The organism is Shinella sp. S4-D37 (assembly GCF_040812195.1).
Taxonomy (GTDB): domain Bacteria; phylum Pseudomonadota; class Alphaproteobacteria; order Rhizobiales; family Rhizobiaceae; genus Shinella.
On record NZ_JBFNXL010000005.1, the window covers coordinates 2,859,107 to 2,884,033 of the forward strand.

Sequence of the window (24,927 nt, forward strand, 5' to 3'; positions counted from 1 at the left end):
TCAAGGGAGGTCGCTCCTTTTTTGCCGCATCGCCCTTGCCCCACCAGAAGAAAGCCCACCGCATGGCCTATACCCACAGCCCGTACAACGAGGTCCTCATGATGCTCGGCGGGGCGCTGCTGGCCGCGCCGATCTTCAAGCGGCTGGGCCTCGGCACCATCCTCGGCTATCTCGCCGCCGGGGTGGTGATCGGCCCGATCCTGCACCAGATCCGCGACGGCGAGGAACTGCTGGGCGTCGCCGAACTCGGCGTCGTCTTCCTGCTCTTCCTGATCGGGCTGGAGCTGAAGCCCTCGCGCCTGTGGGCAATGCGGCACGACATATTCGGGCTCGGCATGGCGCAGGTCGTTCTCACCGGGCTTGCGCTCGCCGGCCTGACCCTCGCCTGCGGCCTCGAACGGTGGGACGGGGCGCTGATCATCGGCTTCGGCCTCGCGCTCTCCTCCACCGCCTTCGCCATGCAGATCCTCGACGAGCGGGGCGACATCAACACGCGCTACGGCCAGCGGGCCTTTTCCATGCTGCTCCTGCAGGACCTCGCCATCGTGCCGCTGCTGGCGGTGATCCCGCTGCTCGCCGAGCAGGCGCCGCACGACACCACGACGGCCTTCGAGGACTTCCTCATCGCCATCGGCGCCATCGCGGCGCTGTTTGCCGCCGGCCGCTACCTGCTCAACCCGCTGTTCCAGGTGATCGCCCGCACCGGCGCGCGCGAGGCGATGATCGCCGCGGCGCTCTTCGTCGTGCTGGCCGCCGCCATGCTCTTGCAGATGGCCGGGCTCTCCATGGCCATGGGCGCTTTCCTCGCCGGCGTGCTGCTTGCCGATTCCTCCTATCGCCATGAGTTGCAGGCGGACGTGGAGCCCTTCCGCGGCATCCTGCTCGGCCTGTTCTTCATGGCCGTCGGCCTGTCGCTGCATCTCGACGTGGTGTTTTCCCGCTGGCTGACGATCCTCATCGCCACGCCCGCCCTGATGCTGGTGAAGAGCCTCGTCATCTACGGCCTCTGCCGCTTCACCGGCTCCTCGCACAACGATGCGGTGCGCATCGCGCTCGTCCTGCCGCAGGGCGGTGAATTCGGCTTCGTGCTGTTCACCGCGGCGTCCGCGGCCGGCATCTTCTCCGGCGGCCTCGCCTCGCTGCTGATCGCCATCGTCACCATCTCCATGGCGCTGACGCCGATCGCCGCCGCGCTCTCGCGCTTCCTCATCGTCGAGGACATCGAGGAGGAGATGGAGGAGGACTTCGAGGGGGCGGGCGCGGACGTGCTGATGATCGGCTTCTCGCGCTTCGGCCAGATCGCCGCGCAGATCCTTCTGGCCGGCGGGCGCGAGGTCACCGTCATCGACCATTCGACCGACCGCGTGCGCCAGGCGGCGGCCTTCGGCTTCCGCATCTATTTCGGCGACGGCACGCGCAAGGACGTGCTGCGCGCCGCCGGCATCGAGCGCGCCAAGATCGTCGCCATCTGCACCCAGGGCAAGGCGGCAACGGACCGCATCGTCGCCCTCGTGCAGTCGGAATATCCCAATGCCACGCTCTTCGTGCGCTCCTACGACCGGGTGCACACGCTGTCGCTGCGCGGGCGCGGCGTGCAGCACGACGTGCGCGAGACATTCGAATCCGCCCTCGTCTTCGGCCGGGAGACGCTGGAGGGACTCGGCGTGGAGCCCGACGACGCCCAGGCCATCGGCGACGACATCCGCCGCCGCGACCTCGCCCGGCTGGAACTGCAGGCCGTCGAGGGCCTCGCCGCCGGCCGGCACATGCTGCACACCAAGCCGGTGAAGCCGGAGCCGCTGGTCAAGCCGAAGAAACTGGCGGTAAGCGATGTGGACGAACAGGAGAGCGCCTGAGAGGGGGGTACATCCACCGCAGACCGCCGCCTCAAACCGCAGACAGCTTCTCCTCCAGCGCCCGCTTCAACTCGTCGCGGACCCCCGCGGAGGCGGCCAGGACCTCCTCGGCCTTGACGAAATCGAGCACCCGGAAGCGGCCGACGTCGGGGCGGAGAAAGATGTCCGGCGCGCCTTTTTCAAGCTTCAGCGTGACGATGGAGCGCATGGTGAGCTGGGTGGCGCCGTAGAGGCTGTCGATGCTGTTGGGCACGTCGGCGGTGCCCGCTGGCGGGCGGCCGATGACGTCGACGCCGATGGTGAGGTCGGCCTTGCCGAGGAGATGATCGAAGGGCACGGGATTCCACAGGCCGCCGTCGATCATCACCCGGCCGTTTATCACCACCGGGCGGAAGACGGCGGGCAGCGCGGCGGAGGCGGCGATCGCCGGAAAGAGCGGGCCGCTGTCGCAGACGCATTCGCACTGGGCGTAGTAGTCGGCCGCGACGATCTTCAGCGGGATCGAAAGGTCCTCGAAGGTTTCCGGCAACCGCTCCGGCAGGAAGGCTTTCAGGATCCGTTCCAGATTGAACTGCCCGACGCGGAAGCCGCCGGCGACGACGTCGGCGAAGCGGGCGGGTCTGAGGCTCCAAAGGCGGTTCATGATGCGGCTCGGATGGCCGATGGCGGCGAGCGTATGCTCGCGGATCTCCCTGCCAGACATGCCGGCGGCCATGGCCGCGCCCATGACGGCGCCGATCGAGGCGCCGGAGATCAGCACCGGGCGGATGCCGAGTTCGTCCAGCACCTCGATGACATGGATATGGGCGAGCCCCCGCGCGCCGCCGCCGCCGAGCGCGACGGCGACGGTCGGACCGTGCGCCTGCGGCCGGGTTGCGGAAACGAGGGCGTCGGTCATGGCTCGGGTCTCCGGTTCGTTTCGGCAGCGCCGGCGAAGGGATCAGCCGGGACGGTAGCGGTAGAAATGCATGCGCGTTTCGCCGAAGGTGCGGACCTCAAGCAGGTCGAAACCGTCGACGGCGACAGGTTGAATATCGGCACGCTCCTCGAGGATCGCAAGGGCGCCCTCGACCAGCCAGCCGCCGCGGGCCGCCGCATCGAGCGCCCGCTCGCCAAGGCCCCTGGCATAGGGCGGATCGGCGAAGAGCAGGTGGAACGGCTCCATCGTGCCGACGCCGCCCAGCGACGTGGCGTCGCGTCGGAAGATCTTCGCGCGGCCGATCACGCCGAGCGCCTCGATATTGGAATGCAGCAGCCCCCTGCCCTCGACGCCCTGCTCGACGAAGAGCGCCGCGCGCGCGCCGCGCGACAGGGATTCGAGGCCGACGGCGCCGGTGCCGGCGAAGAGATCGAGCACGCGGGTGCCGTCGAGCGCCTCGGGATAGGCGTGCGAGAGGATGTTGAACAGGCTTTCGCGCGTGCGGTCCGTCGTCGGGCGGATATCGTCCGACTTCGGCGTTGCGAGCGCGCGGCCGCGGAATTCACCGCCGACGATGCGCACGGCGGCTTACTTCCCCTTGCCGCGCGGGCGGCTGCCGCCGGCCGGACGGCCACCGCCGGGCTTGCCGCCGGAGGGACGCCCCCCCGGTTTGCCGCCGAAGGACTTGCCGCCGGGTTTTCCGCCGAACGGCTTGCCGCCGTCGCGGCGCGGCGGGCGATCCGAGAAGGACCGTTCGCCTTCGGCACGCGGCTTGCGATCGCCGCGGGCCGGGCGGTCCCCGAAGGAACGCTCGCCTTCCGCGCGCGGGCGACGATCGCCGCGCGGCGGACGGTCGCCGAAATCGCGGGGAGCGCGCTCGTCGCCGGCGCCGGAGCGCCTGCGGCCGAAGCCGCCGTCGCCGCGATCGCCCGCCTCTGGCTCGCTGGCGCGAATCCATTCGCCGTCCTCGTCGCGCGTCTTCAGGATGCGCGGCTTTTCCGCCCGGTCGTCGCCGGGCCGGCCGCGGGCCGGGCCCTTGCGATCCGGGTCGAACTTCTTGGTCGAGCGCGTCAGCGCGCCTTCGGCGGTGCGGCCGTAGCGCTTGGTCTTCGGCGCGCCTTCAGGGCGTTCGCGCGGCTCGCGCTTCACGCCCTCGGCGGCCTCCGCCTTCTTCTCGGCAAGGGGACGGGCGCCGGGCGCCATCCAGACATTCGACTTGCGGGCGCGCACGGCCGGTTCGCGCTTCGGCTTGCCGTCGAAACGGCCCTCGTCGCGGTCGCGGTCGCGGCCGCCGTCCCGCGGCTTGTCGGCGAAACGGTCGTCCCGGCGGGTGTCGAGGCGGGCGCGGGCCTGCTCGCGGCGGTCTTCCGGCTTCTCGCGCCGGCCGGCGGGCTTCTCGCCCCAGGCCGGAGCCTCGGATCGGCTCTTCGGCGCCGGCTTCTCTTCGGCATCGACGGAGGCGTGGTCGAACAGCGGCGCGTCGAAATTCGCCCTGGATTCCTCGATGAGGCGCGGGCCGAGCTGATCGCGCAGCGTGCGGCCGCGGATCTCCTGGGCATGGCCTTCCGGCAGCTCGCCGAGCTGGAAGGGGCCGTAGGAGATGCGGATCAGGCGGTTCACGTCGAGGCCGAGCGCGCCGAGCACGTTCTTGACCTCCCGGTTCTTGCCCTCGCGAAGCCCCAGCGTCAGCCAGACATTGGTGCCCTGCGTCTTGTCCAGCGTCGCATCGATCGCGCCGTAGAGCACGCCGTCAACGGCGATGCCTTCCTTCAGCTTGTCGAGATCGGCCTGCTCGATCTTGCCGTGGGCGCGCACGCGGTAGCGGCGCAGCCAGCCCGTGGTCGGCAGCTCCAGCATGCGGGCGAGGCCGCCGTCATTGGTCAAGAGCAGGAGGCCTTCGGTGTTGATGTCGAGGCGGCCGACGGACATGACGCGCGGCAGCTCTTCCGGCAGGTTCTCGAAGACCGTCGGGCGACCCTCCGGGTCGGCATTGGTCGTCACCAGGCCGGCGGGCTTGTGGTAGAGCCAGAGGCGCGTGCGCTCGATGCCGCGGATCGGCACGCCGTCCACTTCGATATGGTCGGCAAGCGTGGCGTTGAGCACGGGCGTATCCAGCACCGTGCCGTTCACGCGGATGCGGCCCTCCATGATCATGCGCTCGACGTCGCGGCGCGAGGCGACGCCGGCGCGCGCCAGGAGCTTGGAGATACGCTCCGGCGCGAGATCGGCGCCGGCGGCGGGTGCGGCCGGTGCCGGCTTGGCAGCGCGCACGGGCTTGCCGTCGCGCGGCGCGGGCTTGTCCGCGAACGGTTTCTTGCCGCCCGACGGCTTGCCGGCGGAAAAGGATTTCTTGCCCGCGACGGCCGATGCGGCGCCACGCGGCTTGTTCTCGCGGCCCGCGGGCTTGGCGCCCGGCCGTTTTGGCTTGTCTTTGGATGTCATTTGTGTTGCCTGCGTTTTGCCGTGTCCTATCAGGTCAGGCGTCCGGGGTTAAGAGGAATTCGTGCCGCCGATGACAAATCGCTTCATGGAGATCGCGCTCGCGGAAGCCCGCGCGGCCGGCGCGCGGGGCGAAGTGCCGGTCGGGGCCGTGCTGGTCATGGACGGCGCGGTCGTCGCCAGCGCCGGCAACCGCACGCGGGCGGACAACGACGTGACCGCCCATGCCGAGGTCGCCGTCATCCGCGCGGCCGCCGGAAAGCTCGGGCAGGAGCGCCTTGCCGGCGCCGATCTCTACGTGACGCTGGAGCCCTGCACGCTCTGCGCCGCCGCCATCTCCTTCGCCCGCATCCGCCGGCTCTATTACGGGGCGGAGGACCCGAAGGGCGGCGCGGTGGACAACGGCGTGCGCTTCTTCGCCCAGCCGACCTGCCACCACGCGCCGGATGTCTATTCCGGCATCAGCGGCGTGGAAGCGGCGGAGATCCTGAAGGATTTCTTTGCCGAGCGGCGCTGATCAGCCCGCCGCGAACGTCTTCAGCCTGTCGCCGTCGAGCCGATAGCGGATCCATTCCGACTGCGGCGCGGCGCCGAGCGCGTCATAGACGCGGATGGCCGGGGTGTTCCAGTCGAGCACGCTCCATTCGAAGCGCCCGCAGCCCTCTTCCACCGCGATGCGCGCGAGATGGCGCAGCAGCATCTTGCCGACGCCGGCGCCGCGATGGGCGGGCGTCACATAGAGGTCCTCGAGATAGAGCCCGTTCCTCGCCTGCCAGGTCGAATAGGACTTGAAGAAGATGGCCGAGCCGGCCGGCTCGCCCGCTGCCGTCTCGCCGATCACCGCGCGGGTGACGGACCCTTCGCCGAACAGCGAGGAGGCGATGGTCTCTTCCGTCGCCTCGACCGCATCGAGGGCCTTCTCGTAATCGGCCAGTTCGCGGATGAAGCGCAGGATGGTCGCGGCGTCGAGGACCGACGCCGGACGAATGCGATAGGGGGTCATCGGTTTAGAACGGCCACCAGGCGGAGCCGCTCTGCTTGGCCGCCTTGGCTTCCTTCTTGCGGCGGCGCTCCTTCACCTTTTCCGGCTCGCCGAGATCGGCCTGGGCCTCCTCGGGCAGGCGGCGGTAGTCGAGCGGCGGATCGCTGAGGTAACGGCGCTTGTCGGCATAGGCGCCCATCTGCAGGCGGCGCGCCTCGCGATAGGCGGCCGTCTGTTCTGCGGCCGAAAGCTTGCGGTTCGTCGTGCCCTGCGAGGCGAGCGGCGAGCGGTAGTTCGTGTCGTTGCGGTTCTCGTCCGCCTCGGTGCGCAGGCGCTCGCGCATGTCCTCGGGGCTTTCCAGCCACTGCGGGTTGTCCTTGCCGGCGACGGACGGCTGCGGCGTGGTCAGCGCGAGCTCGTCCTTCGGCACGACGAGGCCGCCGCGCGGCTGGTAGCGGATGCTCTTCGCTTCCTTGTTGTCAGGCCTGACCATGACGGCGTTCCCGACATCCTCGACCAGCTGCTCGCCGACGGACTTGCCCGTGCCGTAGGTCGGCCCCATGCAGCCGGTCAGAACGAAGCTTGCGCCCAAGAGGCCGAACAGGCCGGTACGCACCCGAATATTTCGCGTCATTCCCATGAATACCCTTCCAGCAGGGCCGGCGCCCCAAGGCCCGGGCACGGCCGCCGTCCCATGGCGGAAAAATCCGGCCAATTTCAGGCAGCATTAGCCGATGACGGCCGCAAGCGCAATTCATCCGCATCCGTCGACGGCCGGAAAGCGCCGGCCGTCAACAAGTGGCGGCGTTTACGCCGCGCGTCGAAAACCGATCTCGCGTAGCGCCGCGGCATCGCGGGCCGAGACGTCCGGATAGTCCGGATCGGTCCCGACATCCGTCGTGATGCGCCAGGAGCGGGCGCATTTCTGCCCGTCGGCAAGCTTCGGCTCGACCGCGACCCTGGCGACATCGGCGAGGCGGAAGGCCTCGGCCGGGCCGTCGCCGGCAACCACGGCGATGGCCGAGGTGATGCAGATTTCCGCGAAATCCTGGCTTTCGAGCGCGGCAAGCAGCTCCGGATCGGCGATGGAGACGACCGGGGCGGCCTCCAGCGACGCGCCGATGCGCTTCTCGCGGCGTTCGATTTCCAGCGCGCCGGTGACGACGGAGCGCACGGCGCGGATCTTCTCCCACTTGGCTTCCAGCGCGTCGTCGCGCCATTCGGCCGGGACTTCCGGGAACTGTTCCAGGTGCACCGAGACCGCATCGGGCTTCCGCGACAGCCAGGCCTCTTCCATGGTGAAGGGCAGCATGGGCGCGAGCCAGGTAACGAGGCATTCGAACAGCTTGCGGATGACGCAAAGCGAGGCGCGGCGCTTCAGCGAGGACGGCGCGTCGCAGTAGAGCGCATCCTTGCGGACGTCGAAGTAGAAGGCCGAGAGCTCCACATTGGAGAAGTCGATCAGCGCGCGGGCGATCTTCTTGAAGTCGAAGGCGTCGTAGCCTTCGCGCACGAGCGCATCGAGTTCCGAGAGCCGGTGCAGCATCAGCTTTTCCAGCTCCGGCATGTCGGCATGGGCAATCTCCTCGCCCGTGTCGTGCGCCAGCGTGCCCAGCATCCAGCGCACCGTGTTGCGCAGCTTGCGGTAGGCGTCGATATTGGTCTGGATGATCGTCTTGCCGAGGCGCTGGTCTTCCCAGTAGTCGGTGGTCATGACCCAGAGGCGCAGGATATCGGCGCCCGATTCCTTCATCACATCCTGCGGCGAGACGACGTTGCCCTTCGACTTCGACATCTTCTCGCCCTTCTCGTCCATGGTGAAGCCATGGGTGACGACGGCGTCGTAGGGCGCGCGGCCGCGAGTCGCGCAGCTTTCCAGCAGCGAGGAGTGGAACCAGCCGCGATGCTGGTCGGAGCCTTCGAGATAGACGTCGGCCGGCCATTTCAGGTCCGGGCGGTCCTCCAGCGTGAAGGTGTGCGTCGAGCCCGAATCGAACCAAACGTCGAGGATGTCCATGACTTGCGTCCAGCCTTCGCCGGTGCGGCTGCCCAGGAAGCGCTCGCGCGCGCCTTCGGCGAACCAGGCGTCGGCGCCCTCCTCTTCGAAGGCTTCGAGGATGCGGGCATTGACGGCGTCGTCGATGAGCACCTCGCCGTTCTCGTCGGCGAAGACGGCGATCGGCACGCCCCAGGCGCGCTGGCGGGAAAGCACCCAGTCCGGGCGGCTTTCGATCATGGCGCGCAGGCGGTTCTGGCCGGCGGCGGGCACGAAGCGGGTGTCGTCGATGGCCGAAAGCGAACGCGAGCGCAGCGTGGTGCCGTCGCCCAGTTCCTTGTCCATGTAGACGAACCATTGCGGCGTGTTGCGGAAGATGACCGGCTTCTTGGAGCGCCAGGAATGCGGATAGGAGTGCTTGATGCGGCCGCGGGCAAACAGGTTGCTGGCAGCGATCAGCGCCTTGATGACGCGCTCGTTGGCATCGCCCTTCTTGCCGTTGTCATCCATGACGCGGGCGCCATCGAAGCCGGGGGCGTCGGCGGTGTAGAAGCCGGCATCGTCGACGGTGAACGGGATTTTCGACGAGATGCCGCGGGCTTCGAGCGCGCGGGCCGCCGCCGTCCAGGCGTCAAAGTCCTCGCGGCCGTGGCCGGGTGCGGTGTGCACGAAGCCGGTGCCGGCATCGTCGGTGACGTGATCGCCATCGAGCAGCGGCACCTTGAAGTCGTAGCCGAGCGAGGCCAGCGGATGGGCGCAGACGACCGCCTCCAGCTCTTCCGGCGTAACGTCGCGGACGAACTTGAAGGTGAGCTTCGCCTTGGCCGCAGCTTCATCGGCAAGGCGAGTGGCGAAGATCAGCTTTTCACCCGGCTGCGGGCCGAAATCGTTCTGCGCGCTTTCCACCTCGTAGAGGCCGTAGGGATAGCGCGACGAGAAGGCGATGCCGCGGTTGCCGGGGATGGTCCAGGGCGTGGTCGTCCAGATGACGACGAAGGCACCCTCAAGATCAACAACCTCTTTCATGACTGGCATTTGCTTGCCGGTTTCCAGAGGGCCTGCATGAGTTGAGACGTGACGTTTCCAGTCAACGATCGGGAACTTCACCCAGATCATGTCGCTCTCGACGTCGGCATATTCGACTTCGGCTTCCGCCAGCGCCGTGCGCTCGACCACCGACCACATGACGGGCTTGGAGCCGCGGTAGAGCTGGCCGCTTTTCGCGATCTTCAGCAGTTCGCCGGCGATGCGGGCCTCGGCATGGAAGTTCATCGTCGTGTAGGGATTGTCGAAGTCGCCCTCGATGCCGAGGCGCTTGAACTCGTCGGCCTGGATCTTGATCCAGCCGGCCGCGAAGTCGCGGCATTCCCGGCGGAATTCGTTGACCGGGACCTCGTCCTTGTTCTTGCCCTTCTCGCGGTACTTCTCCTCGATCTTCCATTCGATCGGCAGGCCGTGGCAGTCCCAGCCGGGCACATAGTTGGAATCGTAGCCGCGCATCTGGAACGAGCGGGTGATGACGTCCTTCAGGATCTTGTTCAGCGCGTGGCCGATATGGATGTTGCCGTTGGCATAGGGCGGGCCGTCGTGCAGCACGAACTTTTCGCGGCCCGCGGCGGAGGCGCGCAGCTTCTTGTAAAGGCCCATCTTCTGCCAGCGGGCCACCGTTTCCGGCTCCTTCGTCGGCAGGCCGGCGCGCATCGGGAAATCCGTCTGCGGCAGGTAGAGGGTGGACGAGTAATCGACTTTTTCGGGCGTATCGGTCATGGGTAGGGTTATCGTCTTTTTCGCGCGGAATGGTGTCAGGCACTGACGGCGGGGGCGCCTTGGGAAACGCCCGAAATCCCGGACCTTCCGGCCTCGCTCAGAGCGCGCGGAAGGCCGGGCCAGTAATTCGCAGAGCGATGGTCGGCCGGTGGAGCATCATGCGCGCGGTCTTACGGCGTTTTCGTTCGTTTGAAAAGACATAACCAGCGGCAAAGCCGTCGCTGGCTATCGACAAATCGCAAACCCCTCCACCGTCATGGTCGGGCCTGACCCGACCATGACGGTGGAGAGTGGGGCGAGGTTTGACGACATATTGCCGGCTACTACCGACGACTTACCGGCGACAAGGCCGCCGTTCGCGCTCAGAAACAGAGCCGCCGGTCGATGTCCCCGAGCGGCGAAACGCCGGACAGCAGCGCCCGCGCCTCCTCCTCGTCGCGCTTCATCTGCACGACCAGCGCATCGAGGCCGTCGAATTTCAGTTCGTCGCGCAGGTGCCCGAAGAAGGAGACGGCGGAGATTTCGCCGTAGAGATCGCCGGAGAAGTCGAAGAGGAAGGTTTCGAGCAGCGGGGCGCCGTTCGAGGTGACGGTCGGGCGGCGGCCGTAGCTGGCGACGCCGTCGTGCAGGCTGCCGTCGGGGCGGCGGAAGCGCACGGTGTAGATGCCGCTGCGCAATTCCACCTCCCGCGGAAGCTGCATGTTGGCGGTCGGATAGCCGAGCGTGCGGCCGAGCTTCTGGCCGTCGATGACCTCGGCTTCCACCGTGTAGCGGTAGCCGAGCTGGCCGGCGGCCTCGGCCACCGCGCCCTCGCCGAGCAGCTTGCGGATGAAGCTGGAGGAGATGACCGAGGCGTTCTCGTCGCGGAAGGCATCGACCAGCGTCACGCCGAAGCCGTTGCCCTCGCCGGCGGCCATCAGGAAGGCCGGGCCGCCTTCCCTGCCCTTGCCGAAATGGAAATCGAAGCCGGTGACGACTTCGGAGGCGTGCAGCCAGTCCATCAGCACGGCGCCGATGAAATCGTGCGCCGACATTTCGGAGAAGGAGCGGTCGAACGGATATTCGATGACGGCGGAAAAGCCCATGCCTTCCAGGATGCGCGCCTTGAGCGGCGCCGGCGTCAGGCGGAAGACCGGGCTTTCCGGGCGGAAGACGGTCCGCGGATGCGGCTCGAAGGTCAGCACCAGCGCGGGGATGCCGCGGGCCTCCGCGATCTCCAGCGCGCGTTGCAGAACCGCCTGGTGGCCACGGTGCACGCCGTCGAAATTGCCGATGGCGATGACGCCGCCGCGCAGGTGCTCCGGCAGCGCCTCCCTCGTCTCGTTCCTGTGAAACACCGTCATGACGCCCTTCCCCGTCACTGCAGCCGCGGCATCCACCATTTCGGGTGGGCGCCCTCATCCTTCAGGAAGGCCTCCAGCTTCGCCTCGTCGGTGCGGCCGGCCTCGACATAGTGCTGCGCGTGGATGCCGCCCGAAATATAGAGCACGTCGAGGCCGAAGGCTTCGGCGCCGCGCACGTCGGTCGGCATGCCGTCGCCGACGGCGATCACCCGCGAAAGGTCGAAATCGCCGTGAACCTCGCGCGCCTCGGCGATGGATTTCTCGTAGATCGGCCGATGCGGCTTGCCGGCGATCCGGCTCGTGCCGCCCAGGTCCTCGTAAAGCCTGGCGATCTCGCCAGCGCAGGGAATGAGGCGGTGGCCGCGCTCGACAACGAGGTCCGGGTTGGCGCAGATGAAGGGGAGCTTCCGCGCCGCAAGCGCCGTCAGTTCGGCGCGATAATCCTCGACGGTTTCCGTCTCGTCGCTGCGCAGGCCCGCGCAGACGACGATGGCCGCCTCGTCGAGGCCGACCGGCTCGACGTCGAGGCCGTCGAGCAGCGGCAGGTCCTTTTCCGCACCGATGAAATAGATCTTCTTCGGCCCCTCGGCGATCAGCGCGCGGGTGACGTCGCCGGAGGTGACGATGCGGTCATAGGCATCGTCGGTGACGCCGAGGCCGCGGATCTGCACTTTCACGCCCGGATGCGGACGCGGGGAATTGGTGATCAGCACGACCGCAAGGCCGGCGGCGCGGGCCGCGGCGAGCGCTTCGGATGCATAGGAAAAAGCTTCGACGCCATTGTGCAGGACGCCCCAGACGTCACAGAGGACCACGTCATAGTGCTGCGTGATGTCGCGGAAGGATTGGATGCGGTGAGCCATCAGGGATTCCCGTTTGAGGTCGAGCCCGGCTGACATTGCAAAGCGAGGCCAAGAAAACAAGCCTCTTCCCACAATTTTGCCCCATGCACCGGCAAAGGGATGAAAATTCATCGCCTCGTCTTGATGGCGTGCGATGGCGCTCCCATCTGGCGACTGCGGTAACCATTCGGGGCGAAATATTTTGGAGGCGCCGTTCTTGACTCCAAACCCACCACCGCCTATCTCGGCATCGCTAGCACTCATGACAAAGGAGTGCTAACATCAATCCAACGGATCCACATCGTGATCCGCAATGTCATTCGATCGAGGGATAAGACAATGGCAAGCACCACCTTCCGCCCGCTTCACGATCGCGTCGTCGTTCGTCGCGTCGAGTCCGAAGCCAAGACCAAGGGCGGCATCATCATTCCGGATACCGCCAAGGAAAAGCCGCAGGAAGGCGAAATCGTCGCCGTCGGTTCCGGCACCCGTGACGAATCCGGCAAGGTCACGCCGCTGGACGTCAAGGCCGGCGACCGCGTCCTGTTCGGCAAGTGGTCGGGCACCGAAGTCAAGCTCGACGGCGAAGACCTTCTGATCATGAAGGAAGCCGACATCATGGGCGTCATCGGCTGATTTCTCGCCGATAACCCTTTCCCAATTCAGCTGACACCTCTTCAGGAGTTCTCACAATGGCAGCCAAAGAAGTCAAATTCGGCCGCACCGCGCGCGAAAAGATGCTGCGTGGCGTCGACGTCCTCGCAGACGCAGTCAAGGTAACGCTCGGCCCGAAGGGTCGCAACGTCGTTATCGACAAGTCCTTCGGCGCTCCGCGCATCACCAAGGACGGCGTTTCCGTCGCCAAGGAAATCGAACTGGAAGACAAGTTCGAGAACATGGGCGCCCAGCTCGTCCGTGAAGTCGCTTCCAAGACCAACGACATCGCCGGCGACGGCACCACGACCGCAACCGTTCTTGCCCAGGCCATCGTTCGCGAAGGCAACAAGGCCGTTGCCGCCGGCATGAACCCGATGGACCTGAAGCGCGGCATCGACCTCGCCGTTGCCGAAGTCGTCAAGGATCTCCAGGCCAAGGCCAAGAAGATCAACACGTCGGAAGAAGTCGCCCAGGTCGGCACGATCTCCGCAAACGGCGACAAGCAGGTCGGTCTCGACATTGCCGAAGCCATGCAGAAGGTCGGCAACGAAGGCGTCATCACGGTTGAAGAAGCCAAGACCGCCGAAACCGAACTCGAAGTCGTCGAAGGCATGCAGTTCGACCGCGGCTACCTGTCGCCCTACTTCGTGACCAACCCGGAAAAGATGGTCGCCGACCTCGAAGACGCTTACGTGCTGCTGCACGAGAAGAAGCTCTCGAACCTCCAGGCGATGCTCCCGGTTCTCGAAGCCGTCGTCCAGACCGGCAAGCCGCTGGTCATCATCGCTGAAGACGTCGAAGGCGAAGCGCTTGCGACCCTCGTCGTCAACAAGCTGCGTGGCGGCCTCAAGATCGCTGCCGTCAAGGCTCCGGGCTTCGGCGACCGCCGCAAGGCCATGCTCGAAGACCTCGCCATCCTGACGGGCGGCACGGTCATCTCCGAAGACCTCGGCATCAAGCTCGAAAACGTCACGCTCGACATGCTCGGCCGTGCGAAGAAGGTCTCGATCACCAAGGAAAACACGACGATCGTCGACGGTGCCGGCCAGAAGGCCGAGATCGAAGGCCGCGTCGCGCAGATCAAGGCCCAGATCGAGGAAACCACCTCCGACTACGACCGCGAGAAGCTGCAGGAACGTCTTGCCAAGCTCGCCGGCGGCGTTGCCGTCATCCGCGTCGGCGGCTCGACGGAAGTCGAAGTCAAGGAAAAGAAGGACCGCATCGACGACGCCCTCAACGCGACGCGCGCTGCCGTTCAGGAAGGCATCGTACCGGGCGGCGGCGTTGCCCTGCTGCGTTCCTCCGTCAAGATCACCTCCAAGGGTGAAAACGACGACCAGGAAGCCGGCATCAACATCGTTCGCAAGGCTCTGCAGTCCCTCGTTCGCCAGATCGCGGAAAACGCAGGCGACGAAGCTTCGATCGTCGTCGGCAAGATCCTCGACAAGAACGAAGACAACTACGGCTACAACGCCCAGACCGGCGAATACGGCGACCTGATCGCACTCGGCATCGTCGACCCGGTCAAGGTCGTCCGCACGGCTCTGCAGAACGCCGCTTCGGTTGCCTCGCTGCTGATCACGACGGAAGCCATGATCGCCGAACTGCCGAAGAAGGATGCACCGGGCGGCATGCCTGGCGGCATGGGCGGAATGGGCGGCATGGACATGATGTAAGACCTTCGGGTCCTTACATCTGAGCCATCCGGTTCAGTTCGGAAGGGGCGGTCTTCGGACCGCCCCTTTTGCGTTCCGGCGGCGGCGGACCTGTATCGTTACCGCGAAAAGAATTTTTTCATTTATGCAATAATTATCAAAAAGCCGTTGATGGCATCAAAAAACCAACTATAAAGACGCTCCAAGTGAACTTTAAAGATTCACGAGGGGGTCAGGCGCTGGAACTGGGCGGATTTACAGCCGATTTTTCGTACAGCCGGATATCTCCAAGCATTCCAGAGAAACCGCCGGTAGATCTCAAGGAAGGTCAGCGGCGGTCTTCACGCGTACGTCCGATCCGATAGCAACGCCGGAGCCGGACGCAGTTCAGTACATGAGAAAGTGGTTCGGCGGGCTTCGAGGGTTGCCAGCCGGGACTGCTTTTTAGCATGTCCTGCGCCGTCATGGGCGGGACATGTCGGCCAAATTCGAGCAACTGCCTGAGGTCGTAGGTGTTCAAGATAATCAAGACTGATCTCTCGTCGCCCTTTCTGCCGGGCTCGATGGGATTCGACGAGACGGACAACGAACTGCTCACGCAATATTGCGTGACGGAGCGCTGGACCGGCGATCTCTCCAACGGCCTCTTCACGCTGGGCGACAAGGCGGCGCTGGCGCACGGCCTGCCGCAGCGCGCCTGCGGCCTTCTGAACCTCATCCGCTGCTACGAGCCGCTCGACCGCGCGCGCGTGCTGGAGCTCTTCGAGCAGGCCGCGGCCTCCTCCTCGTCCTTCTGCTTCTCCACGACCATCCACCTCGACGGCGCGCCGCGCCAGCCGGTGTTCTGCGTCGGGGAATCGACGGGCCTTGAGGAGAAGTACGCCGGCTCCATCATCGGCGTCTTCATCTTCCCCCGCTTCCAGATCGACCTCGCCGGGCGGCGCTTCAAGCGGCAGTAGGGCGGCTTATGCCGCCTCGCTCGTCTCCGAACCCGGGCGGATGTTCTCCACCGGCATCGGGCGGCCGAGGAAATAGCCCTGGGCCTCGTCGCAACCCTCGTCGAGCAGGATATCGAGCTGGCTGCGGGTTTCCACGCCTTCCGCCAGCACCGGCACGCGCAGCGTCTGGCCGAGCGCCAGGATGGCGCGGATGATGGCCTTCGCCTCGGGGCTCGCCTCCACCTCGCTCATGAAGCTGCGGTCGAGCTTGATCTTGTCGAAGGGGAAGGCGCGCAGGGTTTCGAGCGACGAATAGCCCGTGCCGAAATCGTCGATGGCGATGGTGACGCCGAAGGCCTTGATGCGGCGGAGCGTCTGGAGGGCGCGCTCCTTGTCGCCGATGATGGTCGATTCGGTGATTTCCAGCTCCAGCCGGTGCGGGCTGAGGCCCGTATCCAGGAGCACCCGGTGCACGAGGTCGGCGACGTCGGCATTGCCGAGCTGCACCGGCGACAGGTTGACGGCGATCTTGTGCTCGTTGTTCCAGGTGGCGGCCTCGCGGCAGGCTTCGCGCAGCACCCATTCGCCGATCGGCAGGATGGCGCCGCACTCTTCCGCGATCGGGATGAAGTCGCTCGGCGGAATGGTGCCGCGCACGGGATGGTGCCAGCGCAGCAGCACTTCATAGCCGATCGTGTCGCCGGAATTGACCGCCTTCTGCACCTGGTAATGCAATTGCAGTTCGTTGCGCTCGACCGCCTGCCACAGGTCGTTGGCGATGAGGCGGCGGCTGCGGGCGGCCTCGTCCATCGAGACCTCGTAGAAGCAGACCCGCTCCGTCAGCGCCTCCTTGGCGCGGTACATGGCAAGGTCGGCATTGTTGAGGAGGGCTTCGAGATTGTCGGCATCCTGCGGATAGATCGCGACGCCCAGGCTCGCGCCCGGCTTGATATCGTAGCCGTCGATACGGATCTCCTCGTGCAGGCCGGCTTCCAGCCGCTGGATGAAGTCGTGCAGGTCGCCGACATCCTCGAAGCGCTTGGCGGCCGCGAACTCGTCGCCGCCGAAGCGGGCCACCGTCTCGTCCGCCTGAAGGCAGGCCTGCATGCGCTTCGCCAGGGTCGTCAGCACCTCGTCGCCCGCCGCATGGCCGCGCGTGTCGTTGATTTCCTTGAACTTGTCGAGGTCGATGCCGATCGCCGCGACCTTGCTGCCGAACCGGCGCGCCGAATCCAGGTCGGTCTCGAGGCGGTTGTTGAAGCTCGCGCGGTTCGGCAGGCCCGTCAGGCTGTCGTGGCGGGCGAGGAAGGAAATCTGCTCCTCCGAGCGCAGGCGCTCGGAAATGTCCTCGTAGGTGGCGACCCAGGCGCCGTCCGGCAGCGTGCGGTAGCGCAATTGCACCGAGATGCCGTTCGACAGCTTCTCGACGATCACGCCGCCGTCATTGGCCAGGATGGCGGCGCGGCGGCGGGCATACATGTCGCGCGCCCGCGGCTTCCAGACCTCCGGATCGACGAAGACGTCGGCGACGCCCTGGTCGACGATCTCGCGCAGCGTCATGCCGGGGCGGATGCGGCCTTCCGGGAAGCCGAAGAGCTCGCTGTAGCGCTTGTTGGCGAGCAAGAGGCGCTCGTCCTTGTCGAACAGGCAGAGGCCCTGCGACATGTTCTCCAGCGCGAGATCGAGGTTCTTCGTCACCTCGGCGAGGCGGTCGGCATCCGTCTTTTCCTTCGTCACGTCCTTGGTGATCTTGGCAAAGCCGACCAGCATTCCGCTCGTGTCGTAGATGGCATCCAGCACCACATTGGCCCAGAAGCGCGAGCCGTCCTTGCGGTAGCGCCAGCCCTCGGTCTCGAACTTGCCCTCCTGCCGGGCCGTGGCCAGCGCTCGTTCCGGCAGGCCGGTCGCCCGGTCCTCCTCGCCGTAGAAGCTGGAGAAATGCCGGCCGACGATCTCGTGCGCCTTATAGCCCTTGTTGCGCTCGGCGCCCTCGTTCCAGTTGGCGACACGGCCGTCCGGGTCGAGCATGTAGATGGCGTAATCCTTGACGCCCTGCACCAGCATGGCGAACTGGCGCATGCTCTCGCTGGCGGCAAGCTCGGCCTGCCGGGCGAAGACGGCGGCCGTCAGCCCCGTGAAGAGCAGCGAGAAGGCGACGACGGCGATCAGCGGCGCCATCAGGCCCACCGACAGGATCGTGTCGCCGCTCACCGGAACCGGGCCGGGCGTGACCGTCACCGCGGCCATGCCCGTGAAATGCAGCGCGACGACGCCGAGCGCCATCAGCAGCGTGGCGAGCGCCCGGTCACGCACCCGCGCCGGCGGACGCTTGCAGAAGACCAGCGACAGCGCCCCGAAGAGGCCGGCGCTGACGACCGATGCCGCCACATAGGCGATATCCCAATGGAGGGTTCCCGGCACCTCAAGCGCCGCCATGCCGAGATAGTGCATGGCGGTGATGCCGGCACCGAGCAGCAGGCCGCCCGCGATGGCGGCGCGTCTCCCGGCAATGTAGGTGGCGACCGCAAGGCCGATCGAGGTAACGACGATGGCGACGCCGAGCGAAATCAGCGTCAGTTCCATGTCGAAGCCCATGACGACGCCGGGATCGTAGGCCAGCATGGCGATGAAATGCGTCGCCCATATGCCGAAGCCGCTCGACGTGCCGGCCGCCCCCAGCCAGAGATTGCGCGCCATGCCGCCGGCAGCTTGCGCCCTCTGCGTCAGCGTGACCGCGACATAGCAGGACAGGAAGCAGATGAGGGCCGCGAGCAGGACAAGACGAAGGTCGTGCTCGACGGTCAGGCAGGTCAGGATGCGGAGCATGAAGGATCACCGGAATGGGCTGCGAAGTGCCCCCACTCAGCCGGAGAACTCTAAAGAATGCCTAAATTTAGAGACGGCTAAACCGGAAGGGCGGCCGGGGCATGGGTTCATGCTTAACAGAAGTCAAAACGACTCAACCTCGACGACCAATGGCAAAAGCTCGCTCAACCTTCGCGCATGGCCGGTTTCAGAGCGTCAGGGCCTTGAGGTCGGTCGCCGGATCCTCCAGTGCGGCGCGCGCGGGCGTGCGGCCCATCTCGATCAGCTTCTTGCCAACCACATAGGACTTGGCATCGTTGACCGCATCGACGGCGATCAGCCTGCCGCCCCGGAAATACCACACGGAGACGCTGCCTTCGCGCGGGCCTGGGCGAACGAAGGTGTCGTCGAAGCCCATGCAGAAGCCGGCGATCTGCAGCTTGACGTCGTACTGGTCGGACCAGAACCAGGGTTTTGGCACATAGGCCGCATCGCCGCCGGCGATGACGGCGGCGGCGGCCTCGGCCTGGTCGACGGCGTTCTGTACCGATTCGAGCCGCACACGGCTGCCCTCGAAGGGCAGGACGGCGCAGTCGCCCATGGCGAAAATGGCCGGATCGGAGGTGCGGGCATGGCTGTCGACGACGATGCCATTCGCGACCTCCAGCCCGGCATCGCGCGCAAGCTGGTCATTCGCCGCGACGCCGATGCCGGCGATCACCACGTCGACGGGCAGCACGAAGCCGTCGGAGAGTTCCGCGCCGGTGACGCGGCCGTTCTCGCCGATGAGGCGCACGAGGCCGGTCTTCTCGCGCACGTCGACGCCGCGCGCCGTGTGGATGGCCTTGAGGATCGTGGCGGTTGCCGGCGAGGCGACGCGGGCGAGGATGCGGTCGGCCATCTCGATGACCGTGACATGCAGCCCCCTGCCCCGCGCGACCGCCGCCGCCTCCAGGCCGATATAGCCGCCGCCGACGACGAGCGCCCGGCGCCCCTCCTGCATTTCCTGGCCGAGGCGATCGGCATCGCGGTAGTCGCGCACGGTGAAGACGCCGTCGAGATCGCCGCCGATCTCGGCCGGCAGGCGGCGCGGCGTAGCGCCGGTGGCAAGCGCCAGCACGCCGTAATGCAGCGTCGCGCCATCGCTGAGCGCCACCGTCTTCGCGGCGCGGTCGATGGCAGTGGCCTCGGTCGCAAGGCGGATCTCGACATTGTTGTCCGCATACCAGGTCTCCGGGCGGAACATCAGCCGGGAAAGATCGGCCTCGCCGAGCAGATATTTCTTGGAGAGCGGCGGGCGCTGGTAGGGATGGCTCGCCTCGGCGGCGACGATGGTGATCGGCCGCTCGTCCTTCAGCGCGCGCAATTTGGCAACCAGGGCAAAGGCCGCCTGACCGCCGCCCGCAACAACCAGTCTTCCCGTCACGATGCTTCCACCCCGTCCTTGTTTCCCGAGAGGTAGCGCGCCGCAACCGGCGGCGTCAACTCATCGCCGCGCCGCCGGATTCTTCGTTTGCGTCAGGACTAGGCGGGGATTTCGAGGCCCTTTAGCGCGGCCGGGCGCGCAAGGCAGCGTTCCAGCCAGGCCATCACGGCCGGGAAGCCCGCATAGTCCAGCGCCTCGCGCCCGCCGTAGAAGACATCCGCGCCGCGGATCCACGGGAAAGTCGTGATATCGGCAATGGTGTATTCGTCGCCCATGATCCAGCGGCGGTCCTTCAGCCGGTCTTCCAGGATCGAGAGCAGGCGTTTCGCCTCGTCGCGGTAGCGCTCGGCGGGATAGGGATTGTTGGCGACCTTGTCGGCGGCGAATTTGTGGAAATGGCCGAACTGGCCGAACATCGGCCCGATGCCGCTCATCTGGAACATGACCCAGGCGAGCGTCTCGTAGCGCCCGGCGGCATCGGCCGGAATCAGCCTGCCGGTCTTTTCGGCGAGGTAGACGAGGATCGCGCCCGATTCGAAGAGGCCGATCGGCTTGCCGCCGGGGCCGTCCGGATCGATGATCGCCGGAATGCGGCCGTTCGGATTCAGCGAGACGAATTCCGGCGACTTGACGCCCTCGGGGCCGAACTCGATCCGGTGCGCCTCATAGGGCAGGCCGAGTTCCTCCAGCGCGATCGATACCTTCACGCCGTTCGGCGTCGGCAGCGAATAGAGCTGGATGATGCCGGGGTTCTTTGCGGGCCATTTCTGGGTGATGGGGAAGGACGACAGGTCTGCCATGGGGACTCCTTGCGGGTGGGTCCTCATAGATAGGACGGATCGCCGGGCAATGTCAGGGCGGCGCGGGAATTTTCCGGTGAGGGGCGACGCGCATCAGAGCGCGCCGCGCACCCGCGAAACGATCTCCGCCACGACCGCATCGCCCTCGTGCTCCTTCTTGCGGGCACGCACGAGGCAGGCCTCGGACTTCAGGATCACGCCATCGGAGAGGATCTTCAGGTGGTTCGCCGTCAGCGTCGAGCCGGTCGAGGTGATGTCGACGATGATATCGGCCGAGCCGGAGGCCGGCGCGCCCTCGGTCGCCCCGAGGCTCTCGACGATACGGTAGAGCTGGATGCCGTGGTTGCCGGAGAAGAACTGCTGCGTGAGGCGCCAGTATTTCGTGGCGATGGTGAGCCGCCGGCCGTGGCGAGCGCGGAAATCCTGGGCGACGTCGCCGAGATCGGCCATCGTGTCGACGTCGAGCCAGATTTCCGGCACGGCGACGACGACATCCGCATGGCCGAAGCCGAGGCGGGCGCAGAACTCGACGCGGGCATCCGCCTCCGCCAGTCCCTCGCGCACGAGGTCCTCGCCGGTCACGCCGAAATCGACGGTGCCGTTGGCGATCTCGCGGGAGATCTCGGAGGCCGAGAGGAAGGCGATCTCGATATCGTCGCGCCCCTCGATACGGCCGCGATAGGAGCGGTCGTTGCCGACGGCGACGACGGAGAAGCCGGCGCGGGCGAGCGCGGCCGAACTGTCCTCCTTCATGCGTCCCTTGGAGGGAAGGCCGATGGTGATCGTCATGCGGCAGCTCCGTTCACGCCCGCGATCCGGTCGAGCCAGAGCGAGAAGCCGACGGCCGGGATGCGCTCCTTCGCGCCGAGCAGGGTCAAAAGCCGGTCGAAGCGGCCGCCGCCGGCAAGCACCAGGCTCTCCCCGGCCGGCGCGATCTCGAAGACGAGGCCGGTATAATAGTCGAGCGGACGGCCGAAGGCGGCGCGATAGGTGATCGTCGCGGGATCGACGCCCGTCGCGCTTAGCGCCGCGACGCGGCTTTCGAAGCGCGCGAGCGCGGCGCCGAGCGAGAGGCCGGCCTTTCCGGCGAAGGCGGCGAGCGCCCCGGGGGCCTCGGCAAGGCTCAGCTCCAGCGCCAGGAACTCCCGGAGGAGCGCCAGCGTGCGGGCATCGAGCCGCGTGTTGGCCAGCTCCATCTTCTCGCGCAGGCGCCGGGCGATATCGGCCGGGCTGCGGCTGGCATTGGTGGAATAGCCGGTCGCCTCCATGGTCGCGTCGATATGGGCGATCAGCGTCGCCTCGTCGTCGAGCTTGCCGAGGATGGCGAGGCGGTCGACCTCCGGGCCGAAGACGCCGTCGCGCGCCGGATTGGAGAGGTCGGCCATCAGCCGCTGCAACTGCGCCTGGTTGCCGAAGGCATGGACGAGCCGCTTCTGCCACCCGACCGGCAGGCCGCAGGCCGCCACCACCGCCTCGAAGACGGACTGGTCGCCGAGCACGACGGAGAAGGCCACGCCCGGCAGGCGGTTCATGAGGACGGTCAGCGCGTCATGCACGGCGCGCGCATCCGCGCGCGCGACGTCCGGCTCGCCGAGATCCTCGATGCCGGCCTGGTAGAACTCGTTCGAACCCTCGCGGCGCTGGCGGAACACCTCGCCGAGATAGGCGTAGCGCTTCGGCGTGCCCGTGGCCGTCTCGATATGGCGCAGGCAGACGGGAATGGTGAATTCGGGCCGGAGGCACAGGCTCCTGCCGGTCTCGCTCTCCGTCAGGAAGATGCGCCGGCGCAGATCCTCGCCCGCCATGTCGAGAAAGGGCTCGGCCGGCTGGATGACCGGCGTGTCGACCCGCTCCGTGCCGAGGCGTTCGAGGTCGGCGATGAGATCGGGGGCGAAGGCGGGGAGGTTGATCAGGGGCATGGGAAACGCTCCGGTCGGCGGGTCGTGCTCCCCCTCATCCGCCTGCCGGCACCTTCTCCCCAAGGGGAGAAGGGGGAAAACGAGAGGTCGCATCCCCTCCGCCCTTCTCCCCGACGGGGAGAAGGTGGCCCGAAGGGTCGGATGAGGGGGGCTTGCAGCACGGCGCCCATCACCCTTGGCGCGCCCGGTCTTCGGCCTGCGCGTCGAGGATTTCGCGGACCTTGGCGACCAGCTCGGCCTCCGGCACGGAGACCTGCGCCACGCGCGCCTCGCGCCAGGAGGCGTTGTCCTCGATCTCGCCGGAAAGGCGCTTGCCCTCGATGAGGTCCTTGATCTGCACGAGGCCTTCGGCGCGCTCGTCGCCGCCCTGGATGATCGCAACGGGGGCGCCGCGGCGGTCGGCATATTTGAGCTGGTTGCCGAACTTCTTCCAGTTACCCTGGTACATTTCGGCGCGGATGCCGGCGGCGCGCAGCGCCTGCGTGAAGCGCTGGTAGCTGCCCATGCTCTCGATATCGCCGTCCATGACCGTGACGAGCACGGGGGCGACGATATCGTCCTGGCCGAGCTTGCCGAGGTTCTTCAGCGCCGTCATGAGGCGCGAGACGCCGATGGAGAAGCCGGTGGCCGGCACCGGCTGGCCCATGAAGCGGGAGACGAGGCCATCGTAACGACCGCCGCCGCCGACCGAGCCGAAGACGACCTTCTCGCCCTTCTCGTTGGTAACGGCGAACTGCAGCTCTGCCTCGAAGACGGGGCCGGTGTAATATTCGAGGCCCCGCACGCAGGAGGGATCGACCCTGACGCGGCCGGCATCGTAGCCGGCGCTGGCGACGAGTTTGGCGATCTGCTCCAGTTCCTCGACGCCCTCGCGGGCGCGGTCATTTCGTCCAAAACGTAGGTCGAGCGAAGCGACGGTCTCAAGGTTATCGCCGAAGGAGGAGGTGTCGAGCACGCCGACCAGCAGTTCGATGCCGGCGGGATCGAGGCCGACGCCCTTGGTGAAGTCGCCGCTCTCGTCCTTGCGGCCCGCGCCGAGAAGCTCGCGGACGCCGGGAATGCCGAACTTGTCGAACTTGTCGAGCGCGCGCAGGGCGTTCAGCCGGCGCGCCGCATTTTCCTCGCCGCCAAGGCCCACGACCTCCAGCATGCCGTCGAGAACCTTGCGGTTGTTGACGCGGATGACGTAGTCGCCGCGGGCGATGCCGAGGGCTTCCATCGTATCGGCGAACATCATGCACATCTCGGCATCCGCCTGCACGCCGGCCGCGCCCACCGTATCGGCGTCGAACTGCATGAACTGGCGGAAGCGGCCCGGGCCCGGCTTCTCGTTGCGGAAGACGTAGCCGGCGCGGTAGGTGCGGTAGGGTAGCTGGATCTCGTTGAAATTCTCCGCGACATGGCGGGCGAGCGGCGCCGTCAGGTCGTAGCGGAGCGACATCCACTGGTCGTCGTCGTCCTGCAACGAGAAGACGCCCTCGTTCGGGCGGTCGCTGTCCGGCAGGAACTTGCCGAGCGCGTCGGTATATTCGAAGAGCGGGGTTTCGACCGGGTCGAAGCCGTAATGCTCATAGACCGCGCGGATCTTCGCGGTCATTTCGGTGAGGGCGCGGATGTCCGCGGCATCACGATCGACGAAGCCGCGCGGCAGGCGGGCCTTCAGCTTCTGCGGTTTTTTCTGCTTTTCGCTCATCGGGATACCCGAAATTCCTGTATTTCCGTTGCGGTTTCCCTAGCGGATTGGGCGGGCAGCGGCAAGGGCGGAAGCGCCCCGGCGTCACGGCCGGCGCGACAGCGCGTCCCAACTGTGCACGATGACGGCGGAGGCCGTCGGCGCCTCGGCGGTGGGGATGAGGATCGAATGGGTGTCGCCGCGGATGATGCCGCGCATCTCCGACTGGAAGGAAAGCCGCTTCATCTGCACATAGCCTTCCGGGATGGAGGTGACGGACAGCGCCGTGCCGCCATAGATCTCGATGCTGGCGATCTCGCGGGCATAAAGGCCGGCCACCAGCGCCCGGTCCTCCAGGCAGTCGCGATAGGAGCCGGTGAGATAGCGGCGGATGCTGGTGCCGACGACGGCGCGCATCTCAGGGCTTTCGCGGTATTCCTGCTGCGAGCCGCCGAGATAGCGGATGTCCCGGCCCTGCCAGAGGTTGCGGCTGTCGCGCGCGCTGAGGATCGCCTTCAAGAGGCGGCGCTCGGTCTGCGCATCGGCGCGGCGCAGGAAATCGACGATGGCGCCGGTGGCGCGCAAATCCGGCACCGCGACGCCGCGCTCCCAGCGCGAGACGGTCGTCGGCGAGAAGCCCAGCTTCCAGGCGATGTCGTCCTGCGTCAGCGCGACCTTGAGGCGATAGGCGCGAAGCTGGTCGACGAGGTCATGGCCGGTGGAAAGGGCGAAATCGGCCAAATTCAACCTATGAAAGCAAAATTCAAGATCGCACATTCTATAATCGAGTAAACGACCAGCGGGCCTGCTTTCTGGCAAAGCCGATGTCGGTTACCCTCAAGCCAAGGTAAACGTCCATGCCGACCGTTTGGCAAGCGGCCAGCGGCACCGCATGCCCGTTTTCCGACCGG

At 66.8% G+C, this 24,927-nt stretch carries 20 protein-coding genes; 5 read left to right on the forward strand and 15 right to left on the reverse strand.

The features are described 5' to 3' along the window. Window positions 1–62 precede the first annotated feature (62 nt). Entirely contained in the window at window positions 63–1,856 is a 1,794-nt protein-coding gene (locus AB3G45_RS21515; protein ID WP_367832486.1) for a monovalent cation:proton antiporter-2 (CPA2) family protein, read from the forward strand. Between the two features lie 31 nt (window positions 1,857–1,887). Here the strand turns inward: AB3G45_RS21515 and AB3G45_RS21520 are convergent, their stop codons facing one another. The 3 genes from AB3G45_RS21520 to AB3G45_RS21530 are packed head-to-tail and all read right to left on the reverse strand — an operon-like array spanning window position 1,888 to window position 5,217. Next, the gene (locus tag AB3G45_RS21520; RefSeq protein WP_367832487.1) at window positions 1,888–2,754 is read right to left on the reverse strand and encodes a patatin-like phospholipase family protein; all 867 of its coding nucleotides are present in this window, start codon (window positions 2,752–2,754) and stop codon (window positions 1,888–1,890) included. A 42-nt stretch (window positions 2,755–2,796) separates the two neighbouring features. Continuing rightward, the gene (rsmD, locus tag AB3G45_RS21525; RefSeq protein WP_367832488.1) at window positions 2,797–3,357 is read right to left on the reverse strand and encodes a 16S rRNA (guanine(966)-N(2))-methyltransferase RsmD; all 561 of its coding nucleotides are present in this window, start codon (window positions 3,355–3,357) and stop codon (window positions 2,797–2,799) included. A gap of 6 nt (window positions 3,358–3,363) precedes the next feature. Then, entirely contained in the window at window positions 3,364–5,217 is a 1,854-nt protein-coding gene (locus tag AB3G45_RS21530; RefSeq protein WP_367832489.1) for a pseudouridine synthase, read from the reverse strand. Window positions 5,218–5,287: 70 nt separating this feature from the next. Between AB3G45_RS21530 and AB3G45_RS21535 the strand changes: the two genes are divergently transcribed. Further along, window positions 5,288–5,731, forward strand: a complete 444-nt coding sequence (locus tag AB3G45_RS21535) for a nucleoside deaminase (protein WP_367832490.1) — start codon at window positions 5,288–5,290, stop codon at window positions 5,729–5,731. On the opposite strand, the gene AB3G45_RS21540 is transcribed toward AB3G45_RS21535, so the two are convergent. The 5 genes from AB3G45_RS21540 to AB3G45_RS21560 form a co-directional block, all read right to left on the reverse strand. After that, complete coding sequence (locus tag AB3G45_RS21540; protein ID WP_367832491.1) at window positions 5,732–6,217, reverse strand: N-acetyltransferase family protein; 486 nt, start codon at window positions 6,215–6,217, stop codon at window positions 5,732–5,734. A gap of 4 nt (window positions 6,218–6,221) precedes the next feature. Further along, the gene (locus tag AB3G45_RS21545; RefSeq protein ID WP_367832492.1) at window positions 6,222–6,836 is read right to left on the reverse strand and encodes a hypothetical protein; all 615 of its coding nucleotides are present in this window, start codon (window positions 6,834–6,836) and stop codon (window positions 6,222–6,224) included. A gap of 168 nt (window positions 6,837–7,004) precedes the next feature. Further along, window positions 7,005–9,959: an isoleucine--tRNA ligase gene (ileS, locus tag AB3G45_RS21550; RefSeq protein ID WP_367832493.1), complete on the reverse strand. Its 2,955-nt coding sequence runs from the start codon at window positions 9,957–9,959 to the stop codon at window positions 7,005–7,007. A gap of 362 nt (window positions 9,960–10,321) precedes the next feature. Beyond that, window positions 10,322–11,302 (reverse strand): bifunctional riboflavin kinase/FAD synthetase, encoded by a 981-nt coding sequence (locus tag AB3G45_RS21555; RefSeq protein WP_367832494.1) that lies wholly within the window; start codon window positions 11,300–11,302, stop codon window positions 10,322–10,324. A gap of 14 nt (window positions 11,303–11,316) precedes the next feature. Beyond that, window positions 11,317–12,165, reverse strand: a complete 849-nt coding sequence (locus tag AB3G45_RS21560) for a TIGR01459 family HAD-type hydrolase (protein ID WP_367832495.1) — start codon at window positions 12,163–12,165, stop codon at window positions 11,317–11,319. Window positions 12,166–12,483: 318 nt separating this feature from the next. On the opposite strand from AB3G45_RS21560, the gene groES reads away from it, so the two are divergent. The 3 genes from groES to AB3G45_RS21575 all read left to right on the forward strand — a co-directional run bounded on the left by groES (window position 12,484) and on the right by AB3G45_RS21575 (window position 15,415). Next, window positions 12,484–12,780 (forward strand): co-chaperone GroES, encoded by a 297-nt coding sequence (groES, locus tag AB3G45_RS21565; protein ID WP_367832496.1) that lies wholly within the window; start codon window positions 12,484–12,486, stop codon window positions 12,778–12,780. Window positions 12,781–12,836: 56 nt separating this feature from the next. Further along, window positions 12,837–14,477, forward strand: a complete 1,641-nt coding sequence (gene groL / locus AB3G45_RS21570; RefSeq protein WP_367832497.1) for a chaperonin GroEL — start codon at window positions 12,837–12,839, stop codon at window positions 14,475–14,477. A 491-nt stretch (window positions 14,478–14,968) separates the two neighbouring features. Next, window positions 14,969–15,415 carry a hypothetical protein gene (locus AB3G45_RS21575; RefSeq protein ID WP_367832498.1) on the forward strand — a complete coding sequence of 149 codons (447 nt, stop codon included), beginning with the start codon at window positions 14,969–14,971 and terminating at the stop codon, window positions 15,413–15,415. A gap of 6 nt (window positions 15,416–15,421) precedes the next feature. Here AB3G45_RS21575 and AB3G45_RS21580 read toward each other — a convergent pair whose 3' ends face one another. From AB3G45_RS21580 to AB3G45_RS21610, 7 genes are all read right to left on the reverse strand, one after another. Next, window positions 15,422–18,220: an EAL domain-containing protein gene (locus AB3G45_RS21580; RefSeq protein ID WP_367832499.1), complete on the reverse strand. Its 2,799-nt coding sequence runs from the start codon at window positions 18,218–18,220 to the stop codon at window positions 15,422–15,424. Between the two features lie 187 nt (window positions 18,221–18,407). Further along, a complete protein-coding gene (locus AB3G45_RS21585) occupies window positions 18,408–19,625 on the reverse strand; it encodes an NAD(P)/FAD-dependent oxidoreductase (protein ID WP_367832500.1) in 1,218 nt (405 codons plus the stop codon). Window positions 19,626–19,723: 98 nt separating this feature from the next. Beyond that, the gene (locus tag AB3G45_RS21590; protein WP_367832501.1) at window positions 19,724–20,425 is read right to left on the reverse strand and encodes a glutathione S-transferase C-terminal domain-containing protein; all 702 of its coding nucleotides are present in this window, start codon (window positions 20,423–20,425) and stop codon (window positions 19,724–19,726) included. A 93-nt stretch (window positions 20,426–20,518) separates the two neighbouring features. Beyond that, a complete protein-coding gene (gene hisG, locus AB3G45_RS21595) occupies window positions 20,519–21,214 on the reverse strand; it encodes an ATP phosphoribosyltransferase (RefSeq protein ID WP_367832502.1) in 696 nt (231 codons plus the stop codon). Continuing rightward, the gene (locus AB3G45_RS21600) at window positions 21,211–22,344 is read right to left on the reverse strand and encodes an ATP phosphoribosyltransferase regulatory subunit (protein WP_367832503.1); all 1,134 of its coding nucleotides are present in this window, start codon (window positions 22,342–22,344) and stop codon (window positions 21,211–21,213) included. The genes hisG and AB3G45_RS21600 overlap by 4 nt, the downstream gene beginning before the upstream one ends. 169 nt (window positions 22,345–22,513) lie before the next feature. Beyond that, window positions 22,514–24,037 carry a histidine--tRNA ligase gene (gene hisS, locus AB3G45_RS21605; RefSeq protein WP_367832504.1) on the reverse strand — a complete coding sequence of 508 codons (1,524 nt, stop codon included), beginning with the start codon at window positions 24,035–24,037 and terminating at the stop codon, window positions 22,514–22,516. Between the two features lie 84 nt (window positions 24,038–24,121). Further along, entirely contained in the window at window positions 24,122–24,757 is a 636-nt protein-coding gene (locus tag AB3G45_RS21610) for a helix-turn-helix domain-containing protein (RefSeq protein WP_367832505.1), read from the reverse strand. Window positions 24,758–24,927 lie beyond the last annotated feature (170 nt).